The sequence below is a fragment of the Stenotrophomonas sp. PA-6-5C genome (assembly GCF_021605635.1).
In the GTDB taxonomy this organism is placed as follows: domain Bacteria; phylum Pseudomonadota; class Gammaproteobacteria; order Xanthomonadales; family Xanthomonadaceae; genus Stenotrophomonas; species Stenotrophomonas lactitubi.
This window is the reverse complement of the sequence record NZ_WKEE01000018.1, coordinates 51,067-66,344: the sequence shown is the minus strand read 5'-3', so window position 1 is coordinate 66,344 and position 15,278 is coordinate 51,067. Positions and strand designations below refer to the sequence as shown.

Here is a 15,278-nt window from a genome sequence, read left to right as displayed (position 1 = left end):
AGAAAAAGCCCCTATTTCTAGGGGCTTTTCGAAAATTCTGGCGGAGAGAGTGGGATTCGAACCCACGGAAGGTTTAACCCTTCGCCGGTTTTCAAGACCGGTGCCTTAAACCGCTCGGCCATCTCTCCGTATCGGCCCAGCCTGCTGACCGGGCACGCATTCTCGCACGGCTGGACGATTTGCCCAAGACCGTTGTTCCATTGGAAGCAGGCCTCAGCCCGCGTCCACCGCCAACGCACCCAGCGCACTGGCCTTGATCCGCTCCTTGGCCTTCTCGCAGGCGCCACCGCAATCCAGGCGCGAGGCCTCCAGCTGCGGCGGCAGGTGCTCGGCCAGGAAGTCGATGAACACCCGCACCGCCGGCAGCAGGCCGCGGCGCGAGGCGAACACGGCATGGCACACTCCCTGCGGCAGCGACCAGTCCGGCAGCACCACTTCCAGCTCGCCATTGCGCACAGCATCAGCGCAGACGGTTTCCGGCAGCATGGTGATACCGAAACCGTCCTTCACCATGCTCTGCAGCAGCGGGAAGTCGAAACCGGCCACGCGCGGCTGCAGGTCCACCCGGCGCACGGCGCCTTCCGGTCCGTGCAGTTCCCAGCGCTGACGCGCCTCGTCTTCGCTGATGCTGAGGGTGACGTGGTTGGCCAGTTCTTCCGGGTCCTTCGGGCGGCCGGCGCGGTCCAGGTACTTCGGGCTGGCCACCAGCAGTTCCTGCACCTGGCCGAAGCTGCGCATCACCAGGCTGCCGTCGTCGTCCAGACGCGAACGCACGCGCAGGGCGACGTCGTAGCCTTCGTTGATGATGTCCACGCGACGGTTGCTGATGTTCAGCTGCAGCCGCACCTTCGGGTACTGCTCGAGGAACTTGGGCAGCAGCTTGGGCAGCTGCATCTGCGCCAGCGATACCGGCACGCTGGCGCGCACCAGGCCACGTGGCTCGGCGCTGAGGCGGTCCACCACCTCGCGCGCGGCCTGTGCCTCAGCCAGCATGGTCTGGGCGTGGCGGTGCACGCTGGTGCCGACGTCGGTGACGGCAAAGCGGCGCGTGGAGCGCTGCAGCAGGCGCACGCCCAGGTCGGTTTCCAGCTGGCTGATACGGCGGCTCAGGCGCGACTTGGGGATGCCCAGTGCGCGTTCGGCGGCGGCGAAACCGCCGTGGTCGACCACCATCGCGAAGTAGTACAGATCATTCAGGTCATGCATACCCGAGTTCCATTAGTAGAACAATACGTGGCATTCAACCATCTTTATCCCGCCCTTGCAACAACCTATTGTTCTCTCCGTCGGCGGCAAGCCCGCCATCTCTCCCGAACATAGGTACTGCCATGAAGCTTCTGCACATCGACGCCAGCGTGCTTGGCGACAACTCCGTCTCCCGCCACCTGACCGCCGCCGTGGTGGCCCAGTTCAAGCAGCAGATCGACGGCCTGCAGGTTGATTATCGCGATCTTGACGCCAATCCGGTACCGCATCTGCGCAGCGGTTCGCTGGCCAAGACCGATGCCGCCGAGGCTGCCGATGCTGAACAGGTGCTCGAGCAGTTCCTGGCTGCCGACATCGTGGTGATCGGCGCGCCGATGTACAACTTCAGCGTGCCCTCCACCCTGAAGGCCTGGATCGACCGCGTGGCGGTGGCCGGGCGCACCTTCAAGTACACCGAGAACGGCCCGGTGGGCCTGGCCGGTGGCAAGCGGGTGATCGTGGTCAGCAGCCGTGGCGGCATCTACACCGATTCGCCGGCGGACTTCCAGGAGCCCTTCCTGCGCCAGACGTTCGCCTTCTGGGGCATCAACGACATCGAGTTCGTGCGTGCCGAGGGCATCGCCTATTCGCCGCAGCACCGCGAAGACGCGATTGCCGGTGCGCTGGCAGCGCTGCCGTCGCATGAGACGGCGGAAGTGGCAGCGGCGTAACGCGTTCCAGCGTTCGGCGCCTCTCTCCCTCGTCTGGGCGCTGAACGCGGGCCGGGATTCCCTCCCCCATCCCGGCCCACCCTGGCGGCCCTGCTTTTGTGGGGCCGCTTTTTTTTGCCACCATGGTGCGATGAACTACATCGTGACGGCTGCGCACCGCAGCGAATTCCCGCACCCGATCACCCTGTGCCGTGGCCAGGCACTGGTGGTGGGCGAACGTTATGAGGGGCCCGAGGGTTGGGAAGACTGGTTCCTGTGCGAGGCCAAGGGGCAGCAGCCGGGGTTCGTGCCGGCACCGGTGATCGGTCGCGATGCGCAGGGTGGCGCGTTTGCCACGGAGGACTACTGCGCGCGGGAGCTGGATGTGGACCCGGGGCAGCCGTTGCGCAGCGTGCGCACGCTCAATGGGTGGGCGTGGTGCGTGCCGGAGGCTGGGGAAGCGGGTTGGGTGCCGATGGAGAAGCTGCGCGCAGCGGGTTGATGGATTGCGCTATCCACGCATGGCGTGGATCTACTGCAAAGCCCCCAGGTGCATGGATGCCGCACCGCCTCGGTAGATCCACGCCATGCGTGGATGCGGTGCCATGCAAGCATGGCACCCACCAAAGCCAGAGCAGTGCCATGCAAGCATGGCATCTACCGGGTTCAGCCGATGGTTTCGATACCGCCCATGTACGGGCGCAGGGCTTCAGGCACGGTGATGCTGCCGTCGGCGTTCTGGTAGTTCTCCATCACCGCGATCATCGCGCGACCCACGGCCACACCCGAGCCATTCAGCGTATGCGCCAGCTCCGGCTTGCCGGTGGCCGGATTGCGCCAGCGGGCCTGCATGCGGCGGGCCTGGAAGTCGCCACAGTTCGAGCACGAGGAAATCTCGCGGTAGGTCTCCTGCGACGGCAGCCAGACTTCCAGGTCGTAAGTCTTGATGGCCGAGAAGCCCATGTCGCCGGTGCACAGCAGCACCTTGCGGTACGGCAGGCCGAGCTTTTCCAGCACCACTTCGGCGCAGCGGGTCATGCGCTGGTGCTCGGCGTCGCTGTCTTCCGGGCGGCAGATCGAGACCAGCTCGACCTTCTCGAACTGGTGCTGGCGGATCATGCCGCGCACGTCACGACCACCGCTGCCGGCTTCGGAACGGAAGCACAGCGAGTGGGCGGTCATGCGCAGCGGCAGGCGCTCGGCGTCGAGGATCTCGTCGCGGGCGATGTTGGTCAGCGAGATTTCCGAGGTCGAGATCAGGTAACGCTTCTGCTCACCCAGCTGGGTGATGAACATGTCCTCTTCGAACTTGGGCAGCTGGCCGGTGCCGTACAGGCTGTCGGCGTTGACGATCACCGGCACGTTGGTTTCCTGGTACTCGTGCTCGCCGCTGTGCAGGTCGAGCATGAACTGGGCCAGGGCACGGTGCAGGCGCGCGATAGGGCCGCGCAGCACGGTGAAGCGCGAACCGGACAGCTTGGCGGCGGTCTCGCCGTCCAGCCACTTGTTGCGGGCGCCCAGTTCGACGTGGTCGAGCACCTTGAAATCGAACTGGCGCGGGGTACCCCAGCGCGACTGCTCGACGTTCTCGCTCTCGTCGGCGCCGGCCGGCACGTCATCGGCGGGAATGTTCGGGATGCCCATCGAGATCGTGTCGATCTTCTCGCGCAGCTCGTCCAGGGCCACTTCCGAGGCCTTCAGTTCATCGGCGAAGGCGGCCACCTCGGCCATGATGGCCGAAACGTCCTCGCCCTTGGACTTGGCCTGGCCGATAGCCTTGGAGCGGCTGTTGCGCAGGCTCTGCAGTTCCTGGGTCCGCACCTGGATGCGCTTGCGATCGGCCTCCAGTGACTCCAGGGCAGACACGTCGAGCTCGAAGCCGCGGCTGGTGCGCAGGCGTTCGGCGAGGTCGGCGGGCTGGTGGCGGAGCAGGGCTGGATCAAGCATGGCGGGCGTCGTGGTGGGTAACAGGAACGGGATTATCGCCTGTTATACGGAATTCTGCCGCCCGGTTCATTCCGGCCGTGGCAGAATCAAGGCATTCCGTACTGGTCTGGTCCATGTCTGCTCCCCGTCCGTCGCCTGCCAAGTCGTTCACCGTGCATATCCCGCGCAACGCCCTGAAGATCGCCGGCATCGCCTTCGGCGTGGGCATCCTGCTGTTCGTGCTGGTCTGGCTGACCGGTCGCGACAAGGAATTCTTCCGCGCCGACCCGGCCGCACAGACGCCGCAGGAAACCGCGCAGGTGGAACCGCTGCCCGAGCCACTGGCCGCAGCGGCGGGTTCCAGCGACATGCCCGACGCCAAGCCGGCCCCGGTGCCGGACGAAGACGATGCGCCGAAGCTGGTGGAGACCGCCCCGCCGCCGCAGCCGGCCACGGTTGAACCGACTCCGGCCGCGCCGGGCACTGCGGCACCGGCAACTGCCAATGCGCAGCCGATGCCGATTGCCGGCCAGTCGCCGCCGCCGGCCTACCCGGCCGCCGCCCTGCGACGCGGCGAAGCCGGCAGCGTGGTGGTGCGCGTGGAGGTGGACGCCACCGGATACCCGAACAACGTGACGGTGATCCAGCGCAGCGGTTCGCGGGAACTGGACCGCGCGGCAACGGATGCGGTGCGTCGCTGGCGCTTCAGCCCGGCGGTCAGCAATGGTCAGCCGGTGCCCGGCAGCATTGAAGTGCCGTTCGACTTCAAGCCGCAGTAACTGAACGTTTCCCCGCAGAAAAGCTGAACCTTGCAGGTTGCGTTGACGCAATGCTGACACGCTGCGACGCCGCCTCGGGCAACACTCTGGGCGTCGTTACTGACGTGAGGAGTTTGCGATGACTGCCACCACCCACGAAAACCTTCATTCCCCGCAACTGCAGCAGGACGGCACGCTTGAGCCCCGCTCGGCGTCTCCTTGGCTGTGGCTGGCCCTGATCGTGGCGATGTTCGCAGCGGCGCTGGTCTGGCTACGTTTCGCCAATCATGACGAGGTTGCGCCTGCGCCGGTAAGCGAGCGCATGCTGCCGGCTACTGAGACGCCGGTTGCTGCCACACCCGCCCCCGCGACGCGCCAGGCCGCGCACGCGCAGAGTGAGCGCAAGGCGGCCCCGGCCGTACGCAACCGTGAGGCGCGTCCGCTGGCCAGCAACAGCAAGCCCAGCTATCCGGCCGCTGCCCTGCGTAGTGGCGTGCAGGGCAGCGTGGTTGCGAGCCTGAACGTGGATACCCGCGGCAACGTGACCAATGCGGCGATCGTGTCGCGCAGCGGTGAACGCAGCCGCGACCTGGACCGTGCCGTGTTGAACACCGTGCAGGGCTGGAAGTTCGAGCCGGCCGTGCATCAGGGCCGTGCCGTGGCCAGCGTGGTGCGCGTACCGGTGGATTTCCGTACCGAACGTTGATCGTCGGTAACGCCTGAAATGAAAACGGAGGCCTCGGCCTCCGTTTTTTTATGCGCGAAGCGTGCCAACCAAGGTTGGCACCTACCAGGCCATGTGATCCGCCAAGCCAAGCCACGCCCGGCGGATGCGGTACCGGTCAGGACAGGTTGAAGCCGGCGCTGCGGGCCAGGCCGTCGAAGTCCGGGAAGGACGTGGCGACGTTGGCGATGTCGTTGACGCGTACTTCGCCATGGCTGATCTGGCCGGCAATGGCGAAGGCCATCGCAATCCGATGATCGCCGTGGCTTTCAATGGTGCCACTGCCCAGCGATACGCCGCCGTGCAGGGTGGCGCCATCTTCGGTCTCGTCCACCTGCATGCCCAGCGCGCGCAGGCCGGTCGCCATCGCCGCCAGACGATCGGATTCCTTCACCCGCAGTTCGGCGGCGCCGGTCACCACGGTCTGCCCTTCAGCAGCGGCAGCGGCTACGAACAGTGCCGGGAACTCGTCGATCATGTCCGGCACCAGTTCCTCCGGAATACGCGCGCCCTTCAGCGGCGCGTAACGCACCACCAGATCGGCCACCGGTTCGCCACCCTGCTCTGCCGGGTTCTCTTCGGTGATGTCCGCACCCATCAGGCGCAGCGCGTGCAACAGGCCGGTACGGCGCGGATTGAGGCCGACCTGCTTCAGGCGCAGCTCGGAACCGGGAATGATGCTGGCCGCGACCAGGAAGAACGCGGCCGAGGAGAAGTCGGCCGGCACCACGATGTCGGTCGCGCGCAGGCGCTGGCCGCCACGCAGGCGCGCCTTGCCCGGCGAGAACGCGATGTCCACGCCGAACGCGGACAACATGCGCTCGGTGTAGTCGCGGGTCGGGTGCGGTTCGGTCACGCTGGTCTCGCCATGCGCGTACAGGCCCGCCAGCAGCACGGCGGACTTGATCTGCGCGCTGGCCACCGGCGAGGCAAAGTCGATGCCGTGCAGCGTCTGCCCGCCATGCACATGCAGCGGCGGCGTGCCGTCCGCCTCGGTGTCGATCTTCGCGCCCATCTGCGACAGCGGACCGGTGACGCGGCGCATCGGGCGGCCGGACAGCGATTCGTCGCCGACCAGCGTGCAGTCGAATGCCTGACCGGCCAGCAGGCCGGCGAGCAGACGCATGCCGGTGCCGGCATTGCCGCAGTCCAGCGGCGCGCTGGGTGCCTGCAGGCCATCGATGCCGACGCCGTGCACGATCCGCTGCGACGCACTCGGAGTTTCGATGCGCACGCCCAACTGGCTGAAGATGCGCGCGGTGGCGCGGGTGTCTTCGCCTTCCAGGAAGCCTTCGATATGCGAGGTGCCATCGGCCAGCGCGGCGAACATCACCGAGCGGTGCGAGACCGACTTGTCGCCGGGAATGGTCAGGCTGCCCTGCAGGGGCTGGCCCTTGCGGGCGATCCAGTGCTGCGCGTTGCTCATCGTTAGAATGGTTCCGTAAACGCCGGGTCGCCGGCGGTGCATCAGGGGCGGCGGCCGTAGCCGCCGCAGCAGGGATCAGGGCACGGCCACCGGATAGGAGCCAAGCACCTTGATCTGCGCCGAGTGCGCTTCCAGTTCGGCCAATGCGGCCTGCATCGGCGCGTCGTCGATATGGCCAGCCAGATCGATGAAGAAGCCGTATTCCCACTTGCCGTGGTGCGAGGGACGCGACTCGATGCGGTTCATGCTGATGCCATGGCGCGCGAACGGGCTGAGCACATCGAACAGCGCGCCGGGCTTGTCATGGATGAACACCAGCACCGAAGTACGGTCGTGGCCGGAGGTCGGGAAGATGTTGCGGCCCACCACCAGGAAACGGGTGGTGTTGTCGGCGTCGTTCTGGATCGGCTTGGTGACGACCTTCTTCAGGCCGTACACGTGGCCGGCGCTCTCGCCGCCAATGGCTGCAGCGTCGTCGGCATTGCGCGCACGGCGCGCGCCTTCGGCGTTGCTGGCCACCGGGATCTTCTCGGCCTTGGGCAGGTTGGCGCGCATCCATGCCGAGGTCTGCATGAACGACTGCGGATGGCCGTACACGCGTTCGATGTCTTCGATGCGGCCACTGCGCGACATCAGGTACTGCTGCACGCGCAGTTCCACTTCGCCGCAGATTTTCAGGTTGGAGGTAAGGAACATGTCCAGGGTGATCTGGATGGTGCCCTGCCCCGAGTTTTCCACCGGCACCACGCCGAAATCGGCGTTGCCCGCTTCCACTTCCTGGAACACTTCTTCGATGCTGGCCATCGGCAGGCCCAGCGCCGAGCGGCCGAAGTGCTTGAGCACGGCCTGCTGGCTGAAGGTGCCTTCCGGACCGAGGTAACCGATCTTCAGCGGCTCCTGCTGGGCCAGGCAGGCCGACATGATTTCGCGGTAGACGTGCACCAGCAGCTCATCGCTGAGCGGGCCTTCGTTGCGGTCCACCACCATGCGCAGCACCTGCGCTTCGCGCTCGGGGCGGTAGTAATCAACGGCGGCGGCGAGCTTGCCCTTGGCCTTGCCGACCTGGTGGGCGAACTGTGCGCGCTCGGCGATCAGGCTCTGGATGTCACGGTCGATCTGGTCGATCTTCGAACGCACATCGGCCAGCGCCAGTGGCGCCAGGGTCGGCACCGCGGTTGCCTTCGACTTGCCCTTGGGCTTGGACGTGGCGCTGTCCTTGGCCGGTTCGGCCTTCTTCGACGCCTTCTTGCTGGGTTTGCTTGCCATCGGAATTCCTTGCTGCGGGGCGCGCACCCGACGATGCGCGCCGTTCATTGCTCAGCCGTGACGCTGCTGGAAATCGGCCATGAAGGCGACCAGCGCCTCGGCCCCGGCCAGCGGCATGGCGTTGTAGAGCGACGCACGGATGCCACCGACCACCTTGTGGCCCTTCAGCGCCAGCAGGCCGGCGGCTTTGGCATCGGCGACGAAACGGGCATCGAGATCGGTGTTGGGCAGGAAGAACGGGATGTTCATCCGCGAGCGCGCCGAATGGGCGACCTCGTTGCGATAGAAGCCGCCGGAGGCATCGATCGCGCCGTACACCAGCGCGGCCTTGGCGGCGTTGCGCTTGGCGAACTCGACCACGCCTCCTTCGGCGAGCATCCACTTGAACACCAGGCCAGCCAGATACCAGTTCCAGGTGGGCGGCGTGTTGAGCATGGAATCGCGGGCGACGTGCGAGCGGTAATCGAAGATGTCCGCGCGCGGCTGGCCACTGCGCTCCAGCAGGTCGCGACGGATGATCATCACCGCGATACCGACCGGACCTAGGTTCTTCTGCGCACCGGCATAGATAACGCCGTAGCGGCGTACATCCAGCGGCTCGCTGGCGATGGACGAGCTGAAATCGGCCACCAGCGGCACGTTGCCGGTCTCGGGCACATCACGGAACTCGACGCCGTGGATGGTCTCGTTGGCGGTGATGTGCACGTAGGCAGCATCGGGCGAAAGCTGCCAGCCGGCGCGCTCGGGCAGCTGGCGATAGCCTTCGGCCTCGCTGCTGGCGGCGACGTTGACGTCCACGTACGGGCTGGCCTGCTTGACTGCGGTCTTGCCCCAGTGGCCGGTGACCACGTAGTCGGCACGCTGGCCGGGGCTGGCGAAGTTGAGCGGAATCAAGGCCTGCTGGGTGGTGGCGCCACCGGGCAGGAACAGCACCGCATAGTCTTCGGGGATATCGAGCAGGCGACGCAGGTCGGCCTCGGCCTCGGCGGCCACGGACATGAATTCCGGTCCGCGATGGCTCATTTCCACGATGGAGGCACCGCTACCGTGCCAGTCCAGCATTTCCGCCTGCGCCTGGCGCAGGACCGATTCCGGCAACGTTGCAGGGCCGGCACTGAAGTTGAACGCGCGCGTCATGGCACACCTGTGGGGCAAGACCCCTAGTATGCCGCACTGCACCAGCCTTGCGGCCTAGTGGCGCAAGGGAAATTTGGTTGCATCCGTATCCATTGCCGCGCGCGGTGCGGGGCCGTGCATGGTCTTGGTAGCCGCCAACCTTGGTTGGCGTACGCCGGCAGGCGTCATGGGTGCGGAGGGAACGTGCCAACCAAGGTTGGCATCTACCAGAGCGAAGGCCGGTAGGGCCGGGCCATGCCCGGCGGATGCAGCTCAGCGCGCGCCGAACCAGAGCAGCAGGCTGAGCACGGCTGCCAGCAGCAACGCACTACCCAGCAGCCACGGCCAGCGGCGTACCCGACGCGGAGCGACCGGCACCACGGGCGCCTGTTCGGCTTCGTCGCTGCCTTCGTCATCGGCCAGCGGCGGGCGTCGGCGCGGGTCATGCGGCACTTCCAGCACGAACCGGTGCTGGCCATCGAACACGACCTGGTCGCCAGCCTGCAGCCAGCAGTGGCGGACGGCAACGCCGTTGACCCGGGTGCCATCGGCACTGCCCAGGTCACGCAGCAATACCCGCTCGCCGTGTACTTCCACCCGCGCGTGCTGTTCGGCGAAGGCAGGCTCATCGATCTCGATGTCGACATCGCTGCCACGACCGATCACCCGCGTGCGCGACAGGGGGTAGCTGCGGCCGTGATGCAGGCCACCGACACCGCGCAGCAGGCGCTGCTCGTCACCGCTGCCTTCAATGCTGGCGGCCGGCGCCGGTGCCTGCAGCAGGGTGTCGACCTCGCCCTGCAGGACCATCTCCACGCCGTCCACGTATACCGCGTCACCCGCCCGCAGCAGGGCCATGCGCCGTACCGGGCGGCCATTCACGTGGATGCCGCGGATACCGTTGCCGACCTGCAGCCAGAGGCCGCGGTCGTCCATGCAGAACTGCGCGAGCAGCAGCGCGCCGTTGCCGGCATCGCCCAGACGCACACTGCCGTTTGCCTGGCGCACGATGCGCTGCACCCCGGGCCGCAGCGGCTGGTCGGGCTGTTGTTGTTGACTGAAGTGAACTAGCAGGTTCTGCACGCGGCGCAGACTAGCAGGTTGGCCGCCCACGAAGAAGAACCTGCGATGAGCGCTTGGCGTGGGCGCTGTCGATGCGCACAATGCTCGCCCTCTCATTGATCCCCGCCCTGCGCCAGGAGCCTGCATGTCCACCATCGATGTCCGCCACGCCCACAGCCTGCCCGACACCCAGGCACGCGAAGCGATCGAACAGGTTGCCGCCAAGCTGAGTGAACGCTTCGGCCTGAAATCCTCGTGGGCCGCCGATGTGTTGAACTTCTCCGGCAGCGGCGTGGACGGAGCGATCGAACTGCAGCCGGGCGCGGTGCGGGTAACGGCCAAGCTGGGCTTCCTGCTGTCGGCGATGAAGGGCATGGTCGAAAGCGAGATCCAACGCGTGTTGAAGGAAAAGCTGGGCTGAACCTGCGCTGCGGCCATCACGGCCCAGCAACGTCGGCGCGCGCTACTCTCGGGGGTAGGCCCAACTCCCCCGGGAAGTGCGATGAACCGTTACGAGAATGACGACCGCCGCGACGACGATGCCGGCTTCGGCGACCAGGCAGAACGCTTTTCGCGCAAGCTGAGCGATTCGGCACAGCAGGTCTGGCTGGCCGGACTGGGCGCCCTGGGACGCGCGCAGGCAGAAGGAGGCCGGTTCTTCGATGGCCTGGTGAAGGAAGGCGAAGCCTGGGAAGCCCGCCGCCGCGAGCGTAGCGGCGAGCAGGAACCGGGCTGGCGTGACAACGTCGAGCACTCGCTGGACGAAGCCCGGGAAAAGGCCTCCGGAACGTGGGGCAAGGTCAACAAGGCGTTCGATGACCAGGTACAGGCTGTGCTCAAGCGTCTGCACGTGCCGACCGCCGATGAAGTGACCGCGCTGGAAGCACGTATCGACGCGCTGACCGCGCGCCTGGCCAAGCTGGAACACCGCGCCTCCACCGACGTCGATGCCCCCTCGCCGGGCAGCCACCAATCGCCAGGCAGCACGCCCTGAACCGCCTTTGTTGCAACGCAATAAATTTTCGTTGACAATCGCGTAGAACCCGCCAATCGCTTCGGCTGCCGTTTGTTCCCTCCCCTCACGGCTTCAGGATTGGCGGGTTTTTCGTGTCTGGCGCGTGCAGATCTGCGGGCTGCATCACGCTTGCTGTCGGGGACACCCTGACGCAATCGCCCGGTCGGCCCTTTACACTGTGGGCTTCCGTTTTCGCCCCTTCCGTCGTCGCCCTGCATGCTTCCCTGGATTCTGGCCCTGCTGTCGGCCCTGCTTACCTGCACCCTGGCCACCGTCTACCTCTGGTGGTTCAAGCGCCGACGTACCGAAATGCAACTGGGCCTGCAGGCCTTGGCTGGCATGCACTGGCGCGAGTTCTCCACCCTGATCAAGCGCATGCTGCGCGAGCAGCGCGGCCTGCGTGAACTGCAGGACCCGAGCGAGGAAAGCCGTGAGCCGAGCAGCGATTTCCTGCTCAGCGACGGCCCGAACACCTGGCGGGTGTCGTGCAAGCACGGCCTGGCCTATCGCATCGGCACCGCTGCGGTGAACGAACTGGGCGCTGCCGCGCGACTGGCGGGCGCCAAGGGCGGCATGCTGATCACCGAAGGCCGGGTTGAGCGCGATGGTCTGACCGCCGCAGAGAAGCAGGCGGTGGAAGTGATCGATGGTCCGCGTCTGTGGCCGCTGCTGCAGCCCTACCTGCCGACCGATGTTGACACCCGCGTGCGCGCGATCGCCCGCCATGAAGCGCTGCGCCGCATCGCCATCGCTGCGCTGGCTTCAGTGACGCTGGGCCTGCTGGTCGGGCTTGGCCTGCAGGGCCTGCGTAGCGAACAAGCGGATCCGACTCCGGCACCCGCCGTCGCGCCTGTCGCGCCCCCGGCCGCACAGCCGTTGCCGACGCCCACCGCGCCGGACAAGGTTGCGGATGCACCTGCTCCCATGGCCGCCGCGCCGGCGCCGCAGAGCACCGACGACGCGCGCAGCAATCCCAACCCCGACGCTGCCACGCTGGACCGCTACCAGGCCGAACTGGCCCACGCGCTGGCGGGGCAATCCGGCATCGCCAGCGGCGTCTGGCTGACCCGGCAGACACTGGCGATCAACCGCACCGGCGAACTGGAAACCGTGTGGCCTCGCGTGTGCCAGGAAGTGCTGCGCTACCCTGCCCTGCGCAATGTGCGCGTGCAGCTCAACGCCCGCCCCGGCGTGGATGAGCCGGTGCGCTGGCGGCAGTGCGCGACGTATTGATGGGCTGAGGGGTATGGGGCCGGGCCCAAGCTCGGCCACCGCGTCGTCAGCCCTGTGCCGCCAGGTGCGCGATGTAACTTGAGCGCGACTCGCCGGCCGCCTTGGCCTGCGCATCCAGGCGCGCAAGGATGCGGCGCGGCAGGCTGATATTGACCCGCTCGATGGTGTCATCCAGCAAGGAAGGATCGATGCAGATGTAAGCAAGGATCCACGCGGTTGCTTCATCGGCCTCGGCAACCACCTTCTGCGCCGACGAAGGGCGCGGAATCGGGCGGCCTGCATCCAGCGCGGCATCGATCCATCCCAGTGCCGCCTCCTCAGCAGACGTCAACGCAGCGTCGAGCGTGTCGGCAGCCGAGAAGCAGCCGGGCAGATCCGGAACGATCACGCTCCACGCGGTACGTTCATCGCCGGCCTCGATCAAGACTGGATATCGCATGAGGGCTTCCTACGTCAGTCCCGCAAGCTTCCGCAATGCCTGTACCAACCCTTTTCCCAGATCCTTTTTGGGATGCGGAACGGTGATGATGTGAGGCCGGTGCGGATGCACGAACACATGATGGGATCCGCGGATCCGGCGACAGGACCAGCCCGCCGCTTCCAGCTCCCGGATAAGGTCCCCGCTCTTCATGCAGGAACCATACACATCGTACACACGCAACGACAGAGCGCAAGACGACAGCGCCTGCACCACCGCGGAGAACGGTGAGTCTGCCCCTATCGCGCTCCGGGCGCGAAGCGGGCAACCAGATCCCACGCATCCCCCAGGAACATCTGACGCACGCGGGTGATCGGCTGTTCGCCGCGCCAGGTCAGGCGCTCGATCACCAGGCAGGCGGTACCGGGCTTCACGTCCAGCAGCTTGGCGGTGGGGGCGTCGGCGCCCCAGGCGCTGATACGGTGCTGGGCGCGCGTCCACGACACGTTCTGCAGCAGCCAGCTGCCCGGCGCAGTGGTACTGAAGTCCACGTCCAGCACCTCGGGCACGCCGACCGGGCTGATCAGGCGATGCTCCAGCGCCAGCGGCCGGCCATCGGCCAGGTGCAGGCAGCGCATCGCCAGCAACTGCTCACTGCCGGCCAGTTCCACCTCACCAGCATTGGCTGCCTCGGCCAGGCGCAGTTCGCGCTGCAGCAGGCGGTAGCCGTACTGATGCCCGCGCGAGCCGACCTCCATCGCGATGTCCGGGATCTCCAGCGCCACCTGCTCCAGGTGCGGTGGCTGCCGGGCCACGAACGAGCCCGCCCGGCGGCGGCGCTCGATCATGCCGCTCTCGGCCAGCGCGGTCAGCACCTTGTTCACCGTCATCCGCGAGCAGCCGTACTGCTCCATCAGCTCGTGCTCGTACGGAATACGGAAGCCCGGCGCCCACTCCCCGCTGAGGATGCGGCTTTCCAGGTCGCTGCGGATGCGCTGGTTGAGCGTGGCGGACTTGCTGGCCTTCACGTAGTGGGGTCTCGATGGTGGGAGGCGATCAGCCCAGCACGCCACGCAGGGCAGCGGCGAAGGCGGTGGTGATGGCCTCGCGCTGCAGGTGGCGGCCCTCGGCCACGCACTGGCGGCCATGGCGCCAGACCGATCGCAGCGCGCCATTACGTGCGGCGAACACCCAGCTGTCAAGCCATGCGTCACCGTGTCGCGCCTGCAGCGCGGGATGCGCGGCATCCAGTTCAATCATGTCTGCGCTGGCACCCACCTGCAGGCCGGCAGCCACGCCCAGCGCCTGTGCACCGCCCTGCAGTGCCCCTTCAAACAGGAAGCGCCCGGTGCTGCGGCCAGCATCCGGGGCCAACACGTTGCGACCCCGCAGGGTCAGGCGCTGGCCGTATTCCAGCAGGCGCAGCTCTTCTGCGGCATCGATCAGCACGTTGGAATCGGAGCCGACGCCGAAGCGCCCGCCCTCGCGCGCGAAGGCCTGCATCGGGAACAGGCCGTCACCCAGGTTGGCTTCGGTAATCGGACACAGGCCGGCCACGGCCTTGCTGGCGACCATCTGCGCACGCTCATCGTCGGTGATGTGGGTGGCGTGCACCAGGCACCAACGCGCGTCGACCGGGGCATGTTCGTACAGCCACTGCACCGGGCGCATGCCGCTCCATGCCAGGCAGGCTTCGACCTCGCGCACCTGCTCGGCGATATGGATATGAACCGGGCCGTTGGTCAGCGGCAGCAGCGCGCTCAGCTCGTCGCCGGTCACTGCGCGCAGGCTGTGCGGTGCGATGCCGAGCACCGCATCGGGCAGCGTGGCCAGCGCGGTACGGGCATCATCGAGCAGCTGTGCGAACCCGTCTACGTCATGGATGAGGCGGCGCTGTGCCGGGTTCGGCGGCGCGCCACCGAAATCGGCGTGGGCATAGAACACCGGCAGCAGGGTCAGGCCGATGCCGGTCTGCCCGGCCGCAGCGGCAATCTGCACGCTCATCTCGGCGCGGTTGGCGTAGGGGCGACCATCGGCATCGTGGTGCAGGTAGTGGAATTCGCCGACGCGGGTGAAGCCGCTTTCCAGCATCTCCATGTAGGCCTGGGCGGCGATGGCCTGCACTGCGTCCGGGCGCAGATGGGCGAGGAAGCGGTACATCAGTTCGCGCCAGCTCCAGAAGCTGTCGCCGTCGCCGCCGCCGATCTCGGTCAGCCCCGCCATGCCGCGCTGGAAGGCGTGGCTGTGCAGGTTCGGCAGGCCCGGCACCAGGATGTCCACGCGGGTGTCGCCCTGCTGCGCAGCCTGCCCACGCGTGACCGCGGCGATGCGCCCTTCCTGCACCTGCAGGCGGACATCGGCGGCCCAGCCGTCGGCCAACAGGGCATGGGCGGCATGGAAGGAGTGCGGGGAACGCGAATCGGACATGGCTGGACAACC

At 67.0% G+C, this 15,278-nt stretch carries 17 protein-coding genes and 1 tRNA gene; 7 read left to right on the top strand and 11 right to left on the bottom strand.

The window, feature by feature from the left end; genetic code table 11:
* Positions 1-38: 38 nt before the first annotated feature.
* A tRNA-Ser gene (locus tag GIW57_RS10090) sits at positions 39-128 on the bottom strand.
* An 85-nt stretch (positions 129-213) separates the two neighbouring features.
* Entirely contained in the window at positions 214-1,206 is a 993-nt protein-coding gene (locus GIW57_RS10085; protein ID WP_025878750.1) for a LysR family transcriptional regulator, read from the bottom strand.
* A gap of 122 nt (positions 1,207-1,328) precedes the next feature.
* Here GIW57_RS10085 and GIW57_RS10080 point away from each other — a divergent pair, with 122 nt between their 5' ends.
* Positions 1,329-1,916: an NAD(P)H-dependent oxidoreductase gene (locus tag GIW57_RS10080; RefSeq protein WP_100460395.1), complete on the top strand. Its 588-nt coding sequence runs from the start codon at positions 1,329-1,331 to the stop codon at positions 1,914-1,916.
* A 130-nt stretch (positions 1,917-2,046) separates the two neighbouring features.
* A complete protein-coding gene (locus tag GIW57_RS10075) occupies positions 2,047-2,397 on the top strand; it encodes a ligand-binding protein SH3 (protein WP_236510428.1) in 351 nt (116 codons plus the stop codon).
* 164 nt (positions 2,398-2,561) lie between these two features.
* Here the strand turns inward: GIW57_RS10075 and serS are convergent, their stop codons facing one another.
* Positions 2,562-3,842, bottom strand: coding sequence for a serine--tRNA ligase (gene serS / locus GIW57_RS10070; protein WP_236510425.1), 1,281 nt, complete (start codon positions 3,840-3,842; stop codon positions 2,562-2,564).
* 113 nt (positions 3,843-3,955) lie between these two features.
* Here serS and GIW57_RS10065 point away from each other — a divergent pair, with 113 nt between their 5' ends.
* Together GIW57_RS10065 and GIW57_RS10060 are read left to right on the top strand one after the other, a co-directional pair.
* Positions 3,956-4,600, top strand: a complete 645-nt coding sequence (locus GIW57_RS10065; RefSeq protein WP_236510422.1) for an energy transducer TonB — start codon at positions 3,956-3,958, stop codon at positions 4,598-4,600.
* 118 nt (positions 4,601-4,718) lie between these two features.
* A complete protein-coding gene (locus GIW57_RS10060) occupies positions 4,719-5,285 on the top strand; it encodes an energy transducer TonB (RefSeq protein WP_236510419.1) in 567 nt (188 codons plus the stop codon).
* Between the two features lie 136 nt (positions 5,286-5,421).
* On the opposite strand, the gene aroA is transcribed toward GIW57_RS10060, so the two are convergent.
* The 4 genes from aroA to GIW57_RS10040 all read right to left on the bottom strand — a co-directional run bounded on the left by aroA (position 5,422) and on the right by GIW57_RS10040 (position 10,194).
* Positions 5,422-6,729 carry a 3-phosphoshikimate 1-carboxyvinyltransferase gene (aroA, locus tag GIW57_RS10055; protein WP_236510416.1) on the bottom strand — a complete coding sequence of 436 codons (1,308 nt, stop codon included), beginning with the start codon at positions 6,727-6,729 and terminating at the stop codon, positions 5,422-5,424.
* A gap of 75 nt (positions 6,730-6,804) precedes the next feature.
* Complete coding sequence (pheA, locus tag GIW57_RS10050; protein WP_025878757.1) at positions 6,805-7,995, bottom strand: prephenate dehydratase; 1,191 nt, start codon at positions 7,993-7,995, stop codon at positions 6,805-6,807.
* A 51-nt stretch (positions 7,996-8,046) separates the two neighbouring features.
* Positions 8,047-9,132 carry a 3-phosphoserine/phosphohydroxythreonine transaminase gene (gene serC, locus GIW57_RS10045; RefSeq protein ID WP_100460400.1) on the bottom strand — a complete coding sequence of 362 codons (1,086 nt, stop codon included), beginning with the start codon at positions 9,130-9,132 and terminating at the stop codon, positions 8,047-8,049.
* Positions 9,133-9,384: 252 nt separating this feature from the next.
* Positions 9,385-10,194, bottom strand: a complete 810-nt coding sequence (locus tag GIW57_RS10040) for an FHA domain-containing protein (protein ID WP_236510413.1) — start codon at positions 10,192-10,194, stop codon at positions 9,385-9,387.
* Between the two features lie 124 nt (positions 10,195-10,318).
* On the opposite strand from GIW57_RS10040, the gene GIW57_RS10035 reads away from it, so the two are divergent.
* From GIW57_RS10035 to GIW57_RS10025, 3 genes are all read left to right on the top strand, one after another.
* Complete coding sequence (locus tag GIW57_RS10035) at positions 10,319-10,594, top strand: polyhydroxyalkanoic acid system family protein (RefSeq protein WP_236510410.1); 276 nt, start codon at positions 10,319-10,321, stop codon at positions 10,592-10,594.
* 81 nt (positions 10,595-10,675) lie between these two features.
* Entirely contained in the window at positions 10,676-11,167 is a 492-nt protein-coding gene (locus GIW57_RS10030; protein WP_100460403.1) for a phasin family protein, read from the top strand.
* A 237-nt stretch (positions 11,168-11,404) separates the two neighbouring features.
* On the top strand, positions 11,405-12,421 hold the full coding sequence (locus tag GIW57_RS10025) for a restriction endonuclease (RefSeq protein ID WP_236510409.1): 1,017 nt from the start codon (positions 11,405-11,407) through the stop codon (positions 12,419-12,421).
* A gap of 46 nt (positions 12,422-12,467) precedes the next feature.
* On the opposite strand, the gene GIW57_RS10020 is transcribed toward GIW57_RS10025, so the two are convergent.
* The 4 genes from GIW57_RS10020 to GIW57_RS10005 all read right to left on the bottom strand — a co-directional run bounded on the left by GIW57_RS10020 (position 12,468) and on the right by GIW57_RS10005 (position 15,266).
* A complete protein-coding gene (locus tag GIW57_RS10020) occupies positions 12,468-12,860 on the bottom strand; it encodes a type II toxin-antitoxin system HicB family antitoxin (protein ID WP_100460405.1) in 393 nt (130 codons plus the stop codon).
* A 9-nt stretch (positions 12,861-12,869) separates the two neighbouring features.
* Positions 12,870-13,052, bottom strand: a complete 183-nt coding sequence (locus GIW57_RS10015; protein WP_089236063.1) for a type II toxin-antitoxin system HicA family toxin — start codon at positions 13,050-13,052, stop codon at positions 12,870-12,872.
* An 86-nt stretch (positions 13,053-13,138) separates the two neighbouring features.
* Positions 13,139-13,867 carry a histidine utilization repressor gene (gene hutC, locus GIW57_RS10010; RefSeq protein WP_236510406.1) on the bottom strand — a complete coding sequence of 243 codons (729 nt, stop codon included), beginning with the start codon at positions 13,865-13,867 and terminating at the stop codon, positions 13,139-13,141.
* 28 nt (positions 13,868-13,895) lie between these two features.
* Positions 13,896-15,266, bottom strand: coding sequence for a formimidoylglutamate deiminase (locus tag GIW57_RS10005; RefSeq protein WP_236510403.1), 1,371 nt, complete (start codon positions 15,264-15,266; stop codon positions 13,896-13,898).
* Positions 15,267-15,278 lie beyond the last annotated feature (12 nt).

What these genes read in the sequence shown, in the direction of transcription:
- GIW57_RS10060 (WP_236510419.1), top strand. Translation starts at nt 4,719, where the DNA reads ATGACTGCCACCACCCACGAAAACCTTCATTCCCCGCAACTGCAGCAG.
- pheA (WP_025878757.1), bottom strand. Translation starts at nt 7,995, where the DNA reads ATGGCAAGCAAACCCAGCAAGAAGGCGTCGAAGAAGGCCGAACCGGCC.
- GIW57_RS10030 (WP_100460403.1), top strand. Translation starts at nt 10,676, where the DNA reads ATGAACCGTTACGAGAATGACGACCGCCGCGACGACGATGCCGGCTTC.
- GIW57_RS10080 (WP_100460395.1), top strand. Translation starts at nt 1,329, where the DNA reads ATGAAGCTTCTGCACATCGACGCCAGCGTGCTTGGCGACAACTCCGTC.
- GIW57_RS10075 (WP_236510428.1), top strand. Translation starts at nt 2,047, where the DNA reads ATGAACTACATCGTGACGGCTGCGCACCGCAGCGAATTCCCGCACCCG.
- GIW57_RS10025 (WP_236510409.1), top strand. Translation starts at nt 11,405, where the DNA reads ATGCTTCCCTGGATTCTGGCCCTGCTGTCGGCCCTGCTTACCTGCACC.
- serS (WP_236510425.1), bottom strand. Translation starts at nt 3,842, where the DNA reads ATGCTTGATCCAGCCCTGCTCCGCCACCAGCCCGCCGACCTCGCCGAA.
- aroA (WP_236510416.1), bottom strand. Translation starts at nt 6,729, where the DNA reads ATGAGCAACGCGCAGCACTGGATCGCCCGCAAGGGCCAGCCCCTGCAG.
- GIW57_RS10035 (WP_236510410.1), top strand. Translation starts at nt 10,319, where the DNA reads ATGTCCACCATCGATGTCCGCCACGCCCACAGCCTGCCCGACACCCAG.
- serC (WP_100460400.1), bottom strand. Translation starts at nt 9,132, where the DNA reads ATGACGCGCGCGTTCAACTTCAGTGCCGGCCCTGCAACGTTGCCGGAA.
- GIW57_RS10005 (WP_236510403.1), bottom strand. Translation starts at nt 15,266, where the DNA reads ATGTCCGATTCGCGTTCCCCGCACTCCTTCCATGCCGCCCATGCCCTG.
- GIW57_RS10015 (WP_089236063.1), bottom strand. Translation starts at nt 13,052, where the DNA reads ATGAAGAGCGGGGACCTTATCCGGGAGCTGGAAGCGGCGGGCTGGTCC.
- GIW57_RS10085 (WP_025878750.1), bottom strand. Translation starts at nt 1,206, where the DNA reads ATGCATGACCTGAATGATCTGTACTACTTCGCGATGGTGGTCGACCAC.
- GIW57_RS10020 (WP_100460405.1), bottom strand. Translation starts at nt 12,860, where the DNA reads ATGCGATATCCAGTCTTGATCGAGGCCGGCGATGAACGTACCGCGTGG.
- GIW57_RS10065 (WP_236510422.1), top strand. Translation starts at nt 3,956, where the DNA reads ATGTCTGCTCCCCGTCCGTCGCCTGCCAAGTCGTTCACCGTGCATATC.